Origin of the sequence: Micromonospora sp. NBC_00330 (assembly GCF_036136635.1) — a bacterium.
Lineage (GTDB): Bacteria > Actinomycetota > Actinomycetes > Mycobacteriales > Micromonosporaceae > Micromonospora > Micromonospora salmantinae.
In genome coordinates this window covers 2,658,007-2,672,185 of record NZ_CP108012.1, presented here as the reverse complement: position 1 = coordinate 2,672,185, position 14,179 = coordinate 2,658,007, and the positions used below count along the sequence as shown (strand labels likewise).

Below are 14,179 nucleotides of genomic sequence, written 5' to 3'. Positions count from 1 at the left end.
ACTGGTGTCTACCGTGGTTCTACGAGATACACGTTCACGAACTGGAGAAGAGGGCTGGAGTGGCCCTCCCAGACCGTTATAGCGAAACCCAACTCGCTTTGCTGGCGCGTCAATCTGTCGTGGTGCCTCGGCCCCACGTAGCGGTCGGCGTCAGTTCCCGACGGGGCAGCGGACACGGTCACGCTCCGACGAAAACGAGCGGAACAGGCTATCGAACATAAGCATTTTCGGCGACCTGCTGTAGCCAATCTAAGGGATGTCTCGTAATCCTGGTGTTTGTCCGTTGAGGATGGTCGGGCAGGATCCCCGGGGTGCAGGTGATCACGGCAGCTCGTTCGGAGTGGATCTTTCCGTTCACCGGGTTGCAGCCCGCTCAGTTCCGCACGCTGGTCCGGTTGGTCGCCGAGCGTGGCGGTGAGGGCATCGCTGATGGCCGGCCGGGCCGGCAGTGGGCCCTGGAACTGGCCGACAGGGTGTTGCTGGTCGCCGCGTACTGGCGTACGAACCTGACGATGCGCCAGATCGGTCCGCTGTTCGGGGTGTCGCACTCCGCGGCGCATCGGGTCATCGACACCCTCGCGCCGCTGTTGGCCCTGGCGCCGGTGCGCAAACGGCCGATCGAGCAGATCGCGATCGTCGACGGGACGCTGATCCCGACCCGCGATCACCACCTGGCCGCCCGGAGCAAGAACTACCGCTACTCCACCAACCTGCAGGTCGCCATCGACGCCAGCACCCGCCTGGTCATCGCCGTCGGCGACCCGCAGCCGGGCAACCGCAACGACACGATCGTCTACCGCACCTCGGGCATCGCCGAGACGTTGGACGGGCGGCCGGTCATGGCCGACGGCGGCTACCGAGGCAACCCCGAGGTGATCATGCCGTACCGCAAGCCCACCGACGGCACGGATCTGCCGGACTGGAAGCAAGCCCTCAACGTCGAGCACCGCACCGTCCGAGCAGGGGTCGAACACGCCCTGGCCAGGATGAAGAACTTCAAGATCCTGCGCGACTACCGCCGCGCCGGCCACACATTGGCCGACGCCGCCTCCGGCATCGCCAACCTCCACAACATCATCCTCACCGGCTGACCACCAGCCCGATGCCGGGCAACGCCTTCAACCAGTTACGAGACATCCCTTAGTCCGCTTGTGTAGGAGATGACCCATGCCGCTCCGGTTGATCTGCTCATGGAGCTCAGTCCGTCGTCCTGCTCTGCTCGTCTCTAATACCTCAGCCTCGGGGGAAAGGAGGTTCGGCGGCGAGCAGACACAGAATCGATGGCGATGCTGTTCAGAACAGTGACGGTATGGCGGCGACTGACTGCTTCGCAACTGTGCGCGGGATAACGTTGAGGCACGCAGCGAGTGCTGAGTGGTCGCTGAGTCTGACCTGACGGGGCTGGTGTAGGTAGCTGCTGGACAACACCTGAGGCACCAGCCTGGCGCCGGCGTGGAGGTAGTCGAAGCGGTATCCGTTGCCGTTTCTACCAATCCAGCTGTGCGCCTGCACTCCGGGGTGTAGAGCGCGGTGAACGTCGATGAGCCCGAGTGCGTCGAGGGCGTCGAGGAACTCGTACTCGAAGGATTGGAAGCCGGGGTAGCGGGGTTGGTGGTCGCGGCTGATGACGTTGTAGTCCCCGCCGACGACCAGGTGTGCGCGGTCGGCGGCGGATAGTCGGGTGAGTGCGTCGGTGACGGTAGTGAGGAAGGCTCGCTTTTTGGCGAGTTTGGCTGGTGCCCGGTCGCTGGAGGGGACGTAGAGGCCGAGGATTGTGACGTCGGGGTGGGTGTCGAGGGTGACGGCGGGGGCGCGGCCGGGCAGGCTGATTCCGGCGGTGAGGTCTGGGGCGAGCCGGGTCGGGATACGGCTGGCGATAGCGCACCCTCGGTCGCCGTCGAGTGAGGGCTGGTGGGTGACGACCATCCCGGCCGCGCGAAGACCGGCAAGCAGGTGCCGGGTGCCGGGTCCATTGCTGGTTTCGGTCAGGATGACCAGGTGGTCGTCGCGCTGGAGTAGCCAGGTCAGCAGGTTCTGCGCGCGTGCGAGGGCCGCGGCCTGCACGTTGATCGTCAGGATGGACAGCACGGGGAGCCTCGCTGGTCAGGGGCCGTCGGCGGGTAGCAGGCCGAGGATAGTGTCCACGACCCGCTCGGGGGTGAGGCCGTGGCAGACGACGACGTGTTGGCGCCACTGCTGCCGGTGTAAGTGAGCCGCGGCCTCGCGGTAGAGGGCGAGTTCCTTCTCGGGTGAGCCGGCGAGCTCCAGCCTGGTCAGTTGTGGCCGAGCTGCCAGGCGGGTGCGGATGACCTCTGGGTGGTCCTCGAGGTAGACGACGGTGGCGGGCAGGACATAGCGGTTGTAGGACCAGATCTCGCCGAGGTCGAGCCCGTCGATCCGCTGCAGCACTAGCGAGGAGGCGACGTACCGGTCGGTGACGACGTGCAGTCCGTCGTCGAGGCGGGGGATGATCTCTGTTTCGATGTGCGCTGCACGGTCGGCGGCCAGGGCGAGGGCCAGGGCCTTGCCATGTAGGAAGGATTCCTGCCTGCGCAGGAGTTGGCCCAGGGGTGTGCGGGTGGGCTCGCCGGTCAGGTGGACCCCGGCCGATCCGAGTTCGGCGAGACTGTCGGCCAGGAAGCGGGCAATAGTGGTTTTGCCAACGCCATTCGGGCCCTCGACGGCGATGAACAGACTGCTCACCCCTTCGACGGGGACAGCGGCAGCAGGCGACGACCGTTGGGTGCCGTGATGGGGCACTGCTCGGTGTCGACGTCGCCGATGCGGCCACCTGCGGCCACGACCGCGGCCGGGCAGCCCTTGCCGCACTGCCCGGCCATCTCGCAGGAGCCGCAGGTCGGGTTGGCGCCGAGTTGGTAGCGGGTGTGGAAGTCGTAGGCGTCGAGGCTGGGGGCGGCCTCGCTGTCGAGGATGTTGCCCGTCAGGAACTCGGTTTCACTGTGCACCGAGGCGGGCGTGCGGGCGGCGAAGACCAGGTAGGGGCAGACGGCGACCTGCCCGTCGACGAAGACGTGGATCAGCTTGCCGGCGTCGCAGCCACCCAGCGGCAGGTTGTCGTTGGGGAAGCGAATACGTACGAGATCGAGCTGGTCAGCGAAACGATCAGTCACCGCCCGGATCGCGTCCATGGCAGCTGCGGTCGCGGCGAGCTTGCCGCGGCTCTTCACTCCTCGCCCGAAGGAGGAGAGCGGGTTCATCAGCACGTATTCGGCGCCGACATCGACGGCGAACGCGCACAGATCGGCGAACTCTTCCGGCGTGGTTAGCGCGTTGGGCGTGGACAGCAGGCCCTTGAGTAAGCCGGCGTCGGCGAACTTGCGGGTGGTCGCGACGGTGGTGTCGAACGACGACCGATCGCCGCGGAACTTGCCGTGGCTTTCGGGCCGGAATCCGTCGAAGGACACGTTGATGTGTACGTTGCCGAGGGCGGCCAGGGCGTCGATGTCCGCGTCGCGGGTCAGCGTCGCGTTGGTGCAGAGGCCCACCGGTAGTCCTCGGTCGGCTACTGCCTGGCACATGGCGATCAGGTCGGGGTGCACGAACGGCTCGCCCCCGGTGAGCGTGAGGCGTTCGACGCGGGAGTCCAGCAGCCGCGGCAGCACGCGGGTGGTGAAATCTGCCAGGGACAGGTCGGACCAGGCGGAAGTCGACGAAACGAAGCAGTGGGCGCAGTGCAGGTTGCACCGTTCGGTGACCTGCACCAACGCCTTGCGCCCGTCGCCACCGACGGAGGTGCGGAAATAGCAGGACGAGGCGTGGGTGTCGACGACGAGGCGCTTCACGAGGATCTTCCTGCAGTAGGTGATGGGCGGCTGGTGTTGAGGAGCGGCGGTGCTCCGAGTAGGTCCACTGCGGCTCGGAGTTGCCGGAGGACGACTTCGGTATGGCGCCGATCGGCAGAAGCTTGGTAGTGGCCAGCGGCGGCGGTAGCGAGCAGCCACCAGGCTGCCCACACCCGGTGCCAGCCCAGCGCCCATCGGACAGCGGGAAGCCCGCCCCGGTCGACTTCGGCGTCGGGATGCCCGCCTGCGGCGACGTAGGCCTTGATAAGTCTGGCGAGGAGTCGGGGTTCGGTGGATGTGCGGGTGCCGAACCAGGTGGCCAGGTCGAGGAGGCCCGGTCCGGTGAATGCCTTGGCCCAATCGACGAGGCGGCAGCCGGTGCGGCTGACGTGCAGCGACGTGCGGTGGAACTCGCCGTGGCACAGCCCGAACGGTGGCCGCTCGGCACCGTCGGCCCTCTGTTGTGCGGTGGCAGCGAGTCGCTGCAGCACCGCTTCGATCCCTTTCGCGTCGTGGATGAAGCGCCCTTGTCGACGGAGCTCGTCTAACGCGTCGAGTCCTTGCTCTGGCAGCCGCGCCAGTCCCGCTTCGTCGAAGGTCGGGAGGTTGGGGATGCCGGCAGTGGCGTGAACCCATCGGGCCGTGGCGGCAACCTCTGCGGACGTCGCGGGCCGGCGAGGCTCGCCAAGGTCTTCCATCAGCATGCCCACCCCGTCGGGGCGCATTGTGTAGCCGTCCAGCAGCGGGACCGGGGCTTGCCGGTTGTTGAGCGCGCGAAGGACGGTCGCTTCGCCGGTGAACGGTGCGGTGGCGAGCTTGCAGACCAAGCTGCTGCCATCGGGGAAGAACCAGCGCTCGACCGAAGACAGCTCCCATGTCTGGATGATGTGTCGCCGCGTCGGTACTCGTCGTGATGCGGCGAGCAGGTCGACTCGTAGTCGCGTGCGGAGCTGCTCGTCGAGCACGGCGCTGATCACCGTGCACCCGCGCCCTGCGCACAAGCAGTGGCGCGTTCGAGCGGCGTGAGGGCGGCGTCGAGGTGTGCCGACATGCTGGCGGGCACCCGAGGATGTGCGGCGCGTTGGAAGGCCCGGAAGTACGGCAGTAGTCCGCGTAACACAGGGCGCCGGTCGAAGAAGTCTGATGCATTGCCGGTGCTCTGGGCCCGGCGTAGCAGCGAGGTCAGGGCGACGATCTTGTCGGCGGTCGAGGCCAGCAGGACCGGCTGGTCGTCGACGTGGATGGGCGGGTCGGGTTCATCAAGGGAACGATGTTCGGCCTGAAGGACGGCGATGATCCGGGCGACCTCGATCCCGTATGCGGCGGTGAGGGCCTGGTAGACGTCGGGCTCCGCCGGGGCAAATTCCGGTGCGTCGTGTAGGAGCGCGGCGACGATGACGTCCTGCGATGGGGCGGGGACGTGTTGCCCGATGGTCACTGCGACGCGCAGCGCGTGGACCAGGGCTGGTCGGTCATCGATCGTGTGCCCCGCGCACCACGTTCGAGCGTCGCAGAGGGCGCGGTCGATGGCGACGGGACGGGGAGGCGATAAGACCGTCATACCCTGATACCTCCTGATTGCCGTACGATCGGCGGCATGTCGGGGCCCCTTCCGCAGTGGTGTGAGCAGACCTGCGTGGTGTGTCCGGCTCAGCAGCTCGGGCCGGGCCAGTTCGATGTCATCGACCGGCCGGGACCCGAATTCGCGTACCGACCTGACCTCGGGTGGCGGGCAACCGCGGACGGTGTCGCCGTTTGCGTTCATCCGTTCCGGGTGGGCCTTCCCGCCGGCCGGTACGCCTCGGCCGGGGAACTGGTCCCCGATCAGGCGCCCCGACCGGCGCCGACGGCGGCGGCGCTGGAGTTGCCCGCCGACCTGGTGGACCTGGAAGGTTGGCTCGTAGCCGTCTTGCGGGAGGCACCCGCCGAAGGGATCTTTGCCGCTGTGGCCCGCGCCGAGCGGCTGGCCGCCGAACGGTTCGGAGCGAAGGAAGCGGTGACGGCCCTGCGGCGGGTGCTGTCGGTGGAGTTGGCTAACCGCTGACCCCGGCGGCGACCGGCTCGTTCCGGTCGAAGTCGAAGTCGTGGCTGCGTCCGTCCCGGCCGAGGCCGGCCGCCTGGTAGCGCTCGTTGAGCAGGCCGAGACGTCGATTCACCTCGGCTGAGTCCAGCCAGTACCGCAGTGGTTGCTCTCCCCACCCGGCGGCGGCGTAGTAGGCGTCGGTGATGCCGCCGCGGGTGTAGGTGAACTCCTCCAGCTCGGTGGCATGGGGGAAGGTGACACCCAGGTCGCTCTGCAGGCGCGTCATCAGGGTGAACTGGGCCAGCACGGCGTGGATCATCTCGTCCACCGGCGCCGGCACCAGCAGTTCGGCGGCGTGCTCGTCGCCGCCGGAAAGCTCGAACACGGCAGCTTTGAGCGCCAGCACGCGCAGCGCTTCGTCCAGCAGCGGAGCGGCATCGCGCTCCAGCGACCAACGGCTGATAGCCGGGTAGCCGGTGAACGTGGCCCAGCAGGTGGAGTACTTCATCGACGAGCTCTGCAGCCGGCCGTAGGCCGGGTGCGCCTGCATCTTGTCGAGGATCTCGGCGGCCCGACGGCCAACCTCTCCGACCTCCGGCATGGATGAACTGGTCATGGTGCATGCCCTCCCAAGCGGTCGTGGACACGGCAGACCGTCGCGCCGCATTGCGGCTGCGGTCCCTCATCGCCTGCGACGTCGACGCGGGCGATGACTAGAACATCAAAAGTCGCCGCTGACCGTGTCGATAAGGGCTGCCGTGCATCTCCGACAATCCGCTGACATTCACCTACGGCGGATGTTGGGGGTGCCGTGAATGTCAACGGAATGTCAGAACCGTCTGACGGGGCTGGCCGACATTGATCGATCTCGTCTTAGGTCGCTCTATGTCGGCGTCATCGCCGCTGCTGCGTACTCACCAGCCAGCGAAACCGCTCACCGAAGAAGATTCACCGTGCCTGTCGCCAGGAGTTCCATGCCACTGCTGATCACACCGCTGGCGGCGCATTCGGCCATCGCGCCACAGCTGCTGCCGTCGAGCGGGCAGGGCCGCGGAGGCTCCTTCGCCCGGCCGACGTGTTTAGCAAGCGCAAATTTCCATCCCACTGATACCTGAACCCGCGGAGGATGTTGTGCACGAGCAGGATTTGGCCCGCTATGGCTATCGCCAAGAGCTGAGCCGGCAACTGCGGTTCCGGGATCTGATCGCGTACGGCCTGGTGTACATGGTGCCGATCGCGCCGATGGCGATCTTCGGCAGCGTCTACGCCGGCTCCGGCGGCATGGTCGCTCTGGCGTACGTGATCGGCGTGGTGGCGTTGGTGTTCACGGCGTTCTCCTATGCGCAGATGGTGCGGGCGTTCCCGATGTCGGGCAGCGTCTACAACTACGCCGGCCGGGGGATCAGCGCGCCGGTCGGGTTCCTCGCCGGCTGGGTGATCCTGCTCGACTACGTCCTCGTACCGGGGCTGTTATATCTGGTGGCGTCGGTGGCGATGCACTCCACCGTGCCGGCGGTGCCGGTGTGGTTGTGGCTGCTCGGTTTCGTCGCGGTCAACACGGTCGTCAACTCGGTGGGGATCCGGATGACGGCGGTGGTGACTCGGGTGATGCTCGTCGGTGAACTGATCGTCCTGGCGATCTTCCTGGCCGTCGCCGGCTGGGCCCTCGCGACCGGGAAGGGCCGGTTCAGCTGGGAGGCGTTCTACAACGCCGACACGTTCACCTGGTCGGTGGTGGCGGGGGCGGTGTCGATCGCGGTGCTGTCGTTCCTGGGCTTCGACGGCATCAGCATGTTGGCCGAGGAGTCCAAGGGTGGCTCCCGGCAGATCGGTCGCGCGATGGCCGCGGTTCTCGTCCTGGCCGGGGTGCTGTTCGTCGCCCAGACGTGGCTGGCCGCGATGCTCGTCCCCGACCCCGCCGGTCTTCTTGCGGAGGGGGATCCGAATGGCACTGCCTTCTACGACGCCGCGCAGGTGGCCGGTGGCGGCTGGTTGGCGACCCTGTGCGCGGTCGCGACGGCAATCGCGTGGGGGTTGCCGAACTCGATGGTCGCGCAGGTCGCCACGTCTCGGCTGCTGTACGCGATGGCCCGGGATCGGCAACTGCCGGCGTTCCTGGCGAAGGTGTCGATCCGGCGCAACGTGCCGATCAACGCGACTCTGCTCACCGGGTTCGTGTCCCTCGCCCTGGGCCTGTACTTGGCGACCCGAGCGGACGGGATCACCCTGTTGTCGTCGCTGATCAATTTCGGGGCGATGGTGGCATTCCTGGTCCTGCACGTCTCGGTGGTGGTGCATCACCTCATCCGTTCGCGTAGCGGGAACTGGTGGGCTCATCTGGTGATGCCCGGGGTCGGGTTCGCGATCCTCGCCTATGTCGTGGTCAACGCGAACATCGCCGCGCAGCGCCTCGGCGTGGCGTGGCTCGCCCTCGGGGTCGTCGTTCTCGCCGGCCTGTACGCGTCCGGGCGTCGGCCCGCCCTGTCGGGTCTGGCGCCCACGCAGGTGCCGACGCGTGACGTGGAACGGGTGTGATGGCCGTGGACACGATCATTTACCGGCCGGTTCGCGACGAGTTCGCCTACACCTTCGGCGGGCGGATGCCGGTAGCTCAGGTGCGCTCCGGCGACATCCTGCAGGTGCACACCGAGGACTGCTTCGGTGGTCTCGTGCGCGGTCCGGCGGACCTGCCGTCGCAGGTGTGCCGGATGCCGTACCTGAATCCGGTGTCAGGGCCGTTCTTCGTCGAGGACGCCGAACCGGGGGACACCCTCGCGGTCCATGTCGTGTCGATCGTGCCGGCGCGGGACTGGGGTGTGTCATCGACGTTCCCGCACTTCGGAGCGCTGACCTCGACGTCCCATGCCGCCTTGCAGCTTCCTCTCGAAGAGCGGGTGTGGCGGTACGACATTGATCAGCAGACCGCTGCAGTGCGTTTCCACGCGACGCGCAGCGGCCACAGCGTGGACCTGCCGCTGAATCCGATGATCGGCACCATCGGCGTTGCTCCCGCCGGCATGGAAGTCCGCTCAACGATCGTCCCGGACATGCACGGCGGCAACCTCGACACCCCCGAGCTGCGGGCAGGCACCACCGTGTATTTCGGGGTGAACATGCACGGGGCAATGTTGGCTTTGGGCGATGGGCACGCCCGTCAAGGTGAGGGCGAGGCGTGCGGAGTCGGGGTCGAGATCGCCACGATAACCACGCTGGCCCTCGAGGTGATCAAAGGGGTGTCAACGGCGTGGCCGCGGCTGGAGACCGACCGGGAGATCATGTCGATCGGCTGCGCCCGGCCGCTGGAGGACGCGTACCGTATCGCTCACCGCGACCTCGTCGGCTGGACGAGTCAGCTCACCGGGCTGGACGAGCTCGATGCCTACCAGTTGGTGTCGCAGGCAGGCCGGGCGCCGATCGGGAACGTCTGCGATCCCAACTACACCGTCCTCGCCGCGGTCGACAAGGGGCTGCTTCCACAGCCGCAGCCCGTCCATGACGGCGTGCACGCCCGGCTGCGGCAACGGGCCGCCGGGCTACGGTAGAGGTCCCGTCGATGACCGCGCCGATCCCACGCCTGTCGCTGCGGGATGACCTGTTCCTCCTCGGCCACGACGACGACACCGGACACCCCCACGTGCACCGGCAGGCTCTCGCCCTCGGGCTCGCGGGCGCGGTCCTGATCGACCTGTACCTGGCCGGGCGGGTAACCCTCGACCCGAATGACGACACCCGTGCAGCAGGTCACCAGCGGGTACACCCGCACGTCGATCGGCCAGTCGGGGACCTGATCGCCGATGCCGCGACCGTCACCATCCGCAACGCTCACCCGCTGCTGCGGGCATGGCTGCGGGGGTTCTCCCCCGACCTCTACGAGCGCACCCGCGCCGGCCTGGTCGCCGGCGGGATCCTGCGCCAGTACACCCGACGGCGCCTCGGCGGCCTCATACGCGCTGACGTCTACCTCCCGGCCGACAGCAAATGGGCGGTCATCGCCCGTTCCCGCCTGCGCTACCTCGCCGCCGGCCACGAACAACCCGACAACCACACCGCTGCCCTTGCCGGCCTCGTCGCCAGCCTCGGCCTCACCCACCACCTCTACCTCGATGACGACACCGCGATCCTGGCCGCTCGCCTGAAGGCCATCGCCGCGCAGCACTACCAGCCGGTACGCGACATCACCGCGGCGGTCGACGCCGCAGTGGGGGATCTCGCCACCGCCGCATACCGCTGACCCCGGACACCACCGGCAGCTATCCAGCTGCCCGCCGTGCTTGGAGAACTCAATGGACGTCATTCCGCGCATCCGATCGGCCCGCTGGGTGGACAAAGACTCGGTCGCCGCACTTATCGCCGACGCCGTTCACCCCATCCCACTCGCCCAGTGGCTGGTACCCGACCCTGCCGCGCGCCGCCACGTCCTGGCCGACGTCGCGACGATCTGGGTAGAGCACGCCATGTTCCACGGTGACATCCAGATCACCGACGACCTGAGCGCTGCCACCGTTGCCTTTCACCGCTATCGGCCCATTGCGCCACCAGCGAACTTCCGGATCCGCCTCGACACCGTCGCTGGCACCCACGTGCAGCGCTTCGCCGTCCTCGACCAACTGCTCACCAACCAGCGTCCCTTCGACCCGCACCACCACCTGGCGATCCTCGCCGTGCGTCCCGATGCCCAGCGGCGTGGTCTCGGCGCGGCGATGCTCACCCACCACGAAGCCCGCCTCGACCGCATCAACCTGCCCGCCTGGACCGAGACCCTTCCCACCACCCAGGACCTGTACCTCCGGCACAGATACCTACCCCGACCGACGCTCACCCTCCCCGACGGTCCCACGGTGACCTTGATGCACCGCGCCCCACGTCCAGCTCGCGAATCGGGGCGGCTCAACGCCACCAACCCCACCGCCGTCGCCGAGACGCTCGTAAGGCCCGTCGCCCCAGAGTGAGCCGGATGCCTACGCGAAGGCGACAGCTCAGCCATCACGCCGCGTCTTCGCCTCACGGTCGTCCGCGTCATCGCCTGCCAGTCGCGCTGAGCCCGCGCCGGGGCGCACAAGCCGGTCGCCCGCCCAGGAAAGGGGAGGGCCGCGGCGACCGACGTGGCCGACGGCGATAGGCCCCCACTGTCGGCGCCGGCCACACCAGCCCTTTCCCCAAGATCGAACGTGAATAGGAGCTTGAACGGACATGCCGACGCGGACGCCGATGCCCCGGGCACTTGAACCGGCGTGCGGGCCACACCACACGCCCGCGCGTAGGGCGATCGACCGCGCCGTGGCGCGGCAGACGCTCGGCGACCTCACGGACGCCTACCAATGGGCCGTCTACGCCCGCACGCTCGCCCACCGCGCCACCCCACCTGCCGAACAACTCGACGCGGCGGCGCTGCTGGCACCCCTGGCCGCCGTGAACGGGCACGCAGACCAGGCCGTGACCGCCTACCGCGACCTGGCCGACCTCGCCACCGCGCACCTCGGCGCCGGCCACGAGCGGACCCTGTACGCCCGCGCAGGCCTGGCCCAGGCACGCCACCGCGTCGGCTGCTGTGACCAGGCGATCCGGGACCTCGCCGACGTCTACACCACCGCCGCGCACCGGCACGGCCCCGACGCACCAGTCAGCCTGAACACGCTCACCGAACTCGCGTGCCTCTACCGCGACTGCGGATGGCCCGACGTTGCTCACCGCTGCCTCGCCGCCGCCACGACCATCGCCAACAGGTACCTGCCGAGCGGCGATCCTCTGCGCGCCCGCATCACCGACACCGCCGGGACGCCCGCCAGCTCAAACCATCGCGCTGTCTGCACCCAGGCGAGGTGGTCATGACAAGTATCGACGCCGACCGCACGAGGTACCTCTGGCCGATCAGTGCGACCGCGGGGCCGCTGGCCGACACCCGTACGCCGGCATCCCGGTTCGCAGGCGCCCTACGACCTCGCACGCTGCTCGGCCACGCCGCTGTCAAGATCGCGGTCCTGCTACTGGCCGTCGGTCCGCTGCCGGACTGTGCCATCCGCTCTGCTGGATCAGCCCGTCCCGACGCCTGGCCGTGCAAGACACCACGCAACGCGTCCACCACCGAGCTGCAACAGGTGGTCGATAGCACGCAGATCGCAGGGCCGACCCGGCTGTGGTACCCCCACCCGCCCGCGACACGACTACACCAGCTGATCGGCCAGGTGCCCGCCAGTAGCTGCGATCTCACGGCGGGCACCTACGACGTGATCCACCTTCGCCTCTGGCGCAGCGACCCAATCACGGTGCGGGACATCATCCGCTGGCGTGCCAATGACCGGTCGGGCGCGCAGCTTCTCACCAGTTACCCCCGCGGGTATGTCGAGGTGACCAAGGACTGGTGGTTACCCGGCGACATCCTCTTCGTCGAACCGGGTAGTGCGTTCACCGACAGCGGAGCGGTGCGCGACGGGATACACCGCCGCTATGGCGACACCGCCGAGCCCCAGGCGGTGCTGCGGGGAATTGCCTCGCTCGCCAACTGGTACAGCCCGCGGCGCGTCGAACGCGCCACCACGATCGCCGTTCTGCGCCACACCCAGCCGATCACCTACTACTCGCGGGTGATCGACCGTGCCGGTCGCAGCGGCATCGGCATCACCGCCACCGGCCACAACGACCGCGATCTCCTGATCCTGGACCCCAACACCGGCGAGGTCCTCGCCTACGAATACGCCCGCCGTACGCCCACCGGCTGGCACCTCGAGAACTACTTCCTCTATCTCACCCACACCCACTCGTCTCAGCGGTGGTGGGAACCCCCCGGCGCATCGAATGACGAGGATCTGCCGCCACCACCTCTGCATCCGCGCGTCAAACCCAACAGGCACTGGTCCACCCTCCCAGCCGCATGACATCCCCACGAAACCGCCGTCGGGCACACCCATGAGCAGGAAGAAGAGTCCGTCATGCCGTCGAGGACCCGGCCGCTTGCCTCGTGGACGCCGGCGTTTGTTGCCGATGCGGTGGCCGCGACGTTGAAGCGTGCCGTCGAGCACGGCCTGTCACTGGCGATCAAAGATGTGGCTCGAGAGCGCGGGCTGTCACCGGCCACCATCGACGAATGGGTGGCGCGGGCACGAGCGGTGCCGGCTGCCCCGGTACCGCCAGGGCTGGTGGCCTGCCACAGCTGTGACCACCCGATGATCCTGGTGCAGCTCCCCGGATGCGCACCGGTCTACCTGTGCATGCCGGCCTGCGGCCGGGCACCCGTCCCAGCCCAGGCCTTGCGCGACGGGATCGCTGAGGCGGTGCTGCACCGCGCCCCGCACCTCGTGCCGTCGGGCAAAGTCGATTCTGCTGCCGCGTATGCCCCTGGTGGCCTGCACCGTGTCGCGGTCGGCGCCGATTCCAGCGATCTGCACATCACGTGGCGGGCCAACCCGCGCCAGCTTGTCGGACCTCGGATGTCCATGGCGCAGCGCCTCACTTACGCTCGTGCCCGCGCTGATCACGGTGATCACGCACGCGCCATCCAGGTCCTGCACACCGGGCTGCTGCTCACCGATCCCACCGACGACATCTGCGCTCTGGACGTCGCCTCCGCGAACGCCGCCGCGTTACTCGCGGAACTCACTCTCGTCCACGGTGAGGCCTGCACCGCACTGCCCTGGGCGGAGTGGGCGTACCGCTCCCTGCGTCGCCTACTTGGTGTCACGTCACCGGAGGCGCATGCCGTCCTCCGGGTCCTCGCCACTGCACACCGCCGGACCGGCAACCTCACCGAAGCCGCGAACTGCTACAGCGACCTCATCCGCCACCACAGCAAGGCCGAAGGCCCTCGGGCGCTGCCCACCCTCGCCGCCCAAGCGACCCTCGCCCTCGTCCTCTATCAGGACGGGCACTGCTTGCACGCACGTCAACTCCTCACCCGGACCGCCACCGACCACCGCGCCGACCACCCGGGCCACCGCGACGGCCCGCGCCTGCGCCAAGAACTCGCCCGCATGCGCGCCGGGTGCGTTGAGCAAGGCCACGGCCACTCTGCCGAACTCGATGAGCCGGGGCGGTAGAGGTGACGCATCCGGGTGAAGCGGCGGCGGACAACCGGCGCCGCATCTACACGACGTTGCTCGCCGATCCGACCCGGGCGTGGACGGTGCGGGAGTTAGCCGCAGCGGTGGACATCGCCCTGGACGGCACGGTTCGCGACACCTTCAACGTGCTGTTGGCCGACGGATTCCTGCGGCAGGTGCCGTACCGGCGTTCCCTGACGGCCGTGCTCACCGATCACGGCTACCAATCCCTGACCCGACTGGTGCGCCGTGCCCCCTAGCGCCGCCCAGGTGCAGCGCCGCCGGAGCGGACGGTGCTCAGACAGCGCACCGCCCGGCCG

The 14,179-nt window shown here is 68.3% G+C and carries 16 protein-coding genes; 10 read left to right on the top strand and 6 right to left on the bottom strand.

Annotated elements, in window-relative coordinates; all coding sequences use genetic code 11:
* The first annotated feature begins 311 nt into the window (after window positions 1–311).
* The gene (locus OG598_RS11870; RefSeq protein ID WP_328654466.1) at window positions 312–1,091 is read left to right on the top strand and encodes a transposase family protein; all 780 of its coding nucleotides are present in this window, start codon (window positions 312–314) and stop codon (window positions 1,089–1,091) included.
* Between the two features lie 202 nt (window positions 1,092–1,293).
* Here OG598_RS11870 and OG598_RS11865 read toward each other — a convergent pair whose 3' ends face one another.
* Genes OG598_RS11865 through OG598_RS11845 form a run of 5 tightly spaced genes read right to left on the bottom strand, consistent with a single transcriptional unit; the run spans window position 1,294 to window position 5,241 of the window.
* Window positions 1,294–2,088: an endonuclease/exonuclease/phosphatase family protein gene (locus tag OG598_RS11865; RefSeq protein WP_328654465.1), complete on the bottom strand. Its 795-nt coding sequence runs from the start codon at window positions 2,086–2,088 to the stop codon at window positions 1,294–1,296.
* A gap of 15 nt (window positions 2,089–2,103) precedes the next feature.
* Window positions 2,104–2,703, bottom strand: a complete 600-nt coding sequence (tmk, locus tag OG598_RS11860) for a dTMP kinase (RefSeq protein ID WP_328654464.1) — start codon at window positions 2,701–2,703, stop codon at window positions 2,104–2,106.
* Window positions 2,700–3,803, bottom strand: a complete 1,104-nt coding sequence (locus OG598_RS11855; RefSeq protein ID WP_328654463.1) for a radical SAM protein — start codon at window positions 3,801–3,803, stop codon at window positions 2,700–2,702. Before OG598_RS11855 ends, tmk begins: the two co-directional genes overlap by 4 nt.
* The gene (locus tag OG598_RS11850; protein WP_328654462.1) at window positions 3,800–4,780 is read right to left on the bottom strand and encodes an aminoglycoside phosphotransferase; all 981 of its coding nucleotides are present in this window, start codon (window positions 4,778–4,780) and stop codon (window positions 3,800–3,802) included. The genes OG598_RS11855 and OG598_RS11850 overlap by 4 nt, the downstream gene beginning before the upstream one ends.
* A complete protein-coding gene (locus OG598_RS11845) occupies window positions 4,777–5,241 on the bottom strand; it encodes a metal-dependent phosphohydrolase (RefSeq protein WP_328654461.1) in 465 nt (154 codons plus the stop codon). The genes OG598_RS11850 and OG598_RS11845 overlap by 4 nt, the downstream gene beginning before the upstream one ends.
* 159 nt (window positions 5,242–5,400) lie before the next feature.
* On the opposite strand from OG598_RS11845, the gene OG598_RS11840 reads away from it, so the two are divergent.
* Window positions 5,401–5,847 (top strand): hypothetical protein, encoded by a 447-nt coding sequence (locus OG598_RS11840; protein ID WP_328654460.1) that lies wholly within the window; start codon window positions 5,401–5,403, stop codon window positions 5,845–5,847.
* On the opposite strand, the gene OG598_RS11835 is transcribed toward OG598_RS11840, so the two are convergent.
* Window positions 5,837–6,442, bottom strand: coding sequence for a hypothetical protein (locus tag OG598_RS11835; RefSeq protein ID WP_328654459.1), 606 nt, complete (start codon window positions 6,440–6,442; stop codon window positions 5,837–5,839). The genes OG598_RS11840 and OG598_RS11835 overlap by 11 nt on opposite strands.
* Before the next feature lie 515 nt (window positions 6,443–6,957).
* On the opposite strand from OG598_RS11835, the gene OG598_RS11830 reads away from it, so the two are divergent.
* The 8 genes from OG598_RS11830 (at window position 6,958) to OG598_RS11795 (ending at window position 14,119) form a co-directional block, all read left to right on the top strand.
* A complete protein-coding gene (locus OG598_RS11830) occupies window positions 6,958–8,361 on the top strand; it encodes an APC family permease (protein WP_328654458.1) in 1,404 nt (467 codons plus the stop codon).
* Complete coding sequence (locus tag OG598_RS11825; RefSeq protein ID WP_442931471.1) at window positions 8,361–9,368, top strand: acetamidase/formamidase family protein; 1,008 nt, start codon at window positions 8,361–8,363, stop codon at window positions 9,366–9,368. The genes OG598_RS11830 and OG598_RS11825 overlap by 1 nt, the downstream gene beginning before the upstream one ends.
* 11 nt (window positions 9,369–9,379) lie before the next feature.
* Window positions 9,380–10,057: a GOLPH3/VPS74 family protein gene (locus OG598_RS11820; RefSeq protein WP_328654456.1), complete on the top strand. Its 678-nt coding sequence runs from the start codon at window positions 9,380–9,382 to the stop codon at window positions 10,055–10,057.
* Between the two features lie 52 nt (window positions 10,058–10,109).
* On the top strand, window positions 10,110–10,775 hold the full coding sequence (locus OG598_RS11815) for a GNAT family N-acetyltransferase (RefSeq protein WP_328654455.1): 666 nt from the start codon (window positions 10,110–10,112) through the stop codon (window positions 10,773–10,775).
* 241 nt (window positions 10,776–11,016) lie between these two features.
* Window positions 11,017–11,655 carry a hypothetical protein gene (locus OG598_RS11810; RefSeq protein ID WP_328654454.1) on the top strand — a complete coding sequence of 213 codons (639 nt, stop codon included), beginning with the start codon at window positions 11,017–11,019 and terminating at the stop codon, window positions 11,653–11,655.
* Window positions 11,656–11,921: 266 nt separating this feature from the next.
* Complete coding sequence (locus tag OG598_RS11805; protein WP_328654453.1) at window positions 11,922–12,698, top strand: hypothetical protein; 777 nt, start codon at window positions 11,922–11,924, stop codon at window positions 12,696–12,698.
* A gap of 54 nt (window positions 12,699–12,752) precedes the next feature.
* Window positions 12,753–13,856, top strand: coding sequence for a hypothetical protein (locus OG598_RS11800; RefSeq protein WP_328654452.1), 1,104 nt, complete (start codon window positions 12,753–12,755; stop codon window positions 13,854–13,856).
* A 2-nt stretch (window positions 13,857–13,858) separates the two neighbouring features.
* The gene (locus OG598_RS11795; RefSeq protein WP_328654451.1) at window positions 13,859–14,119 is read left to right on the top strand and encodes a hypothetical protein; all 261 of its coding nucleotides are present in this window, start codon (window positions 13,859–13,861) and stop codon (window positions 14,117–14,119) included.
* Window positions 14,120–14,179: the final 60 nt, after the last annotated feature.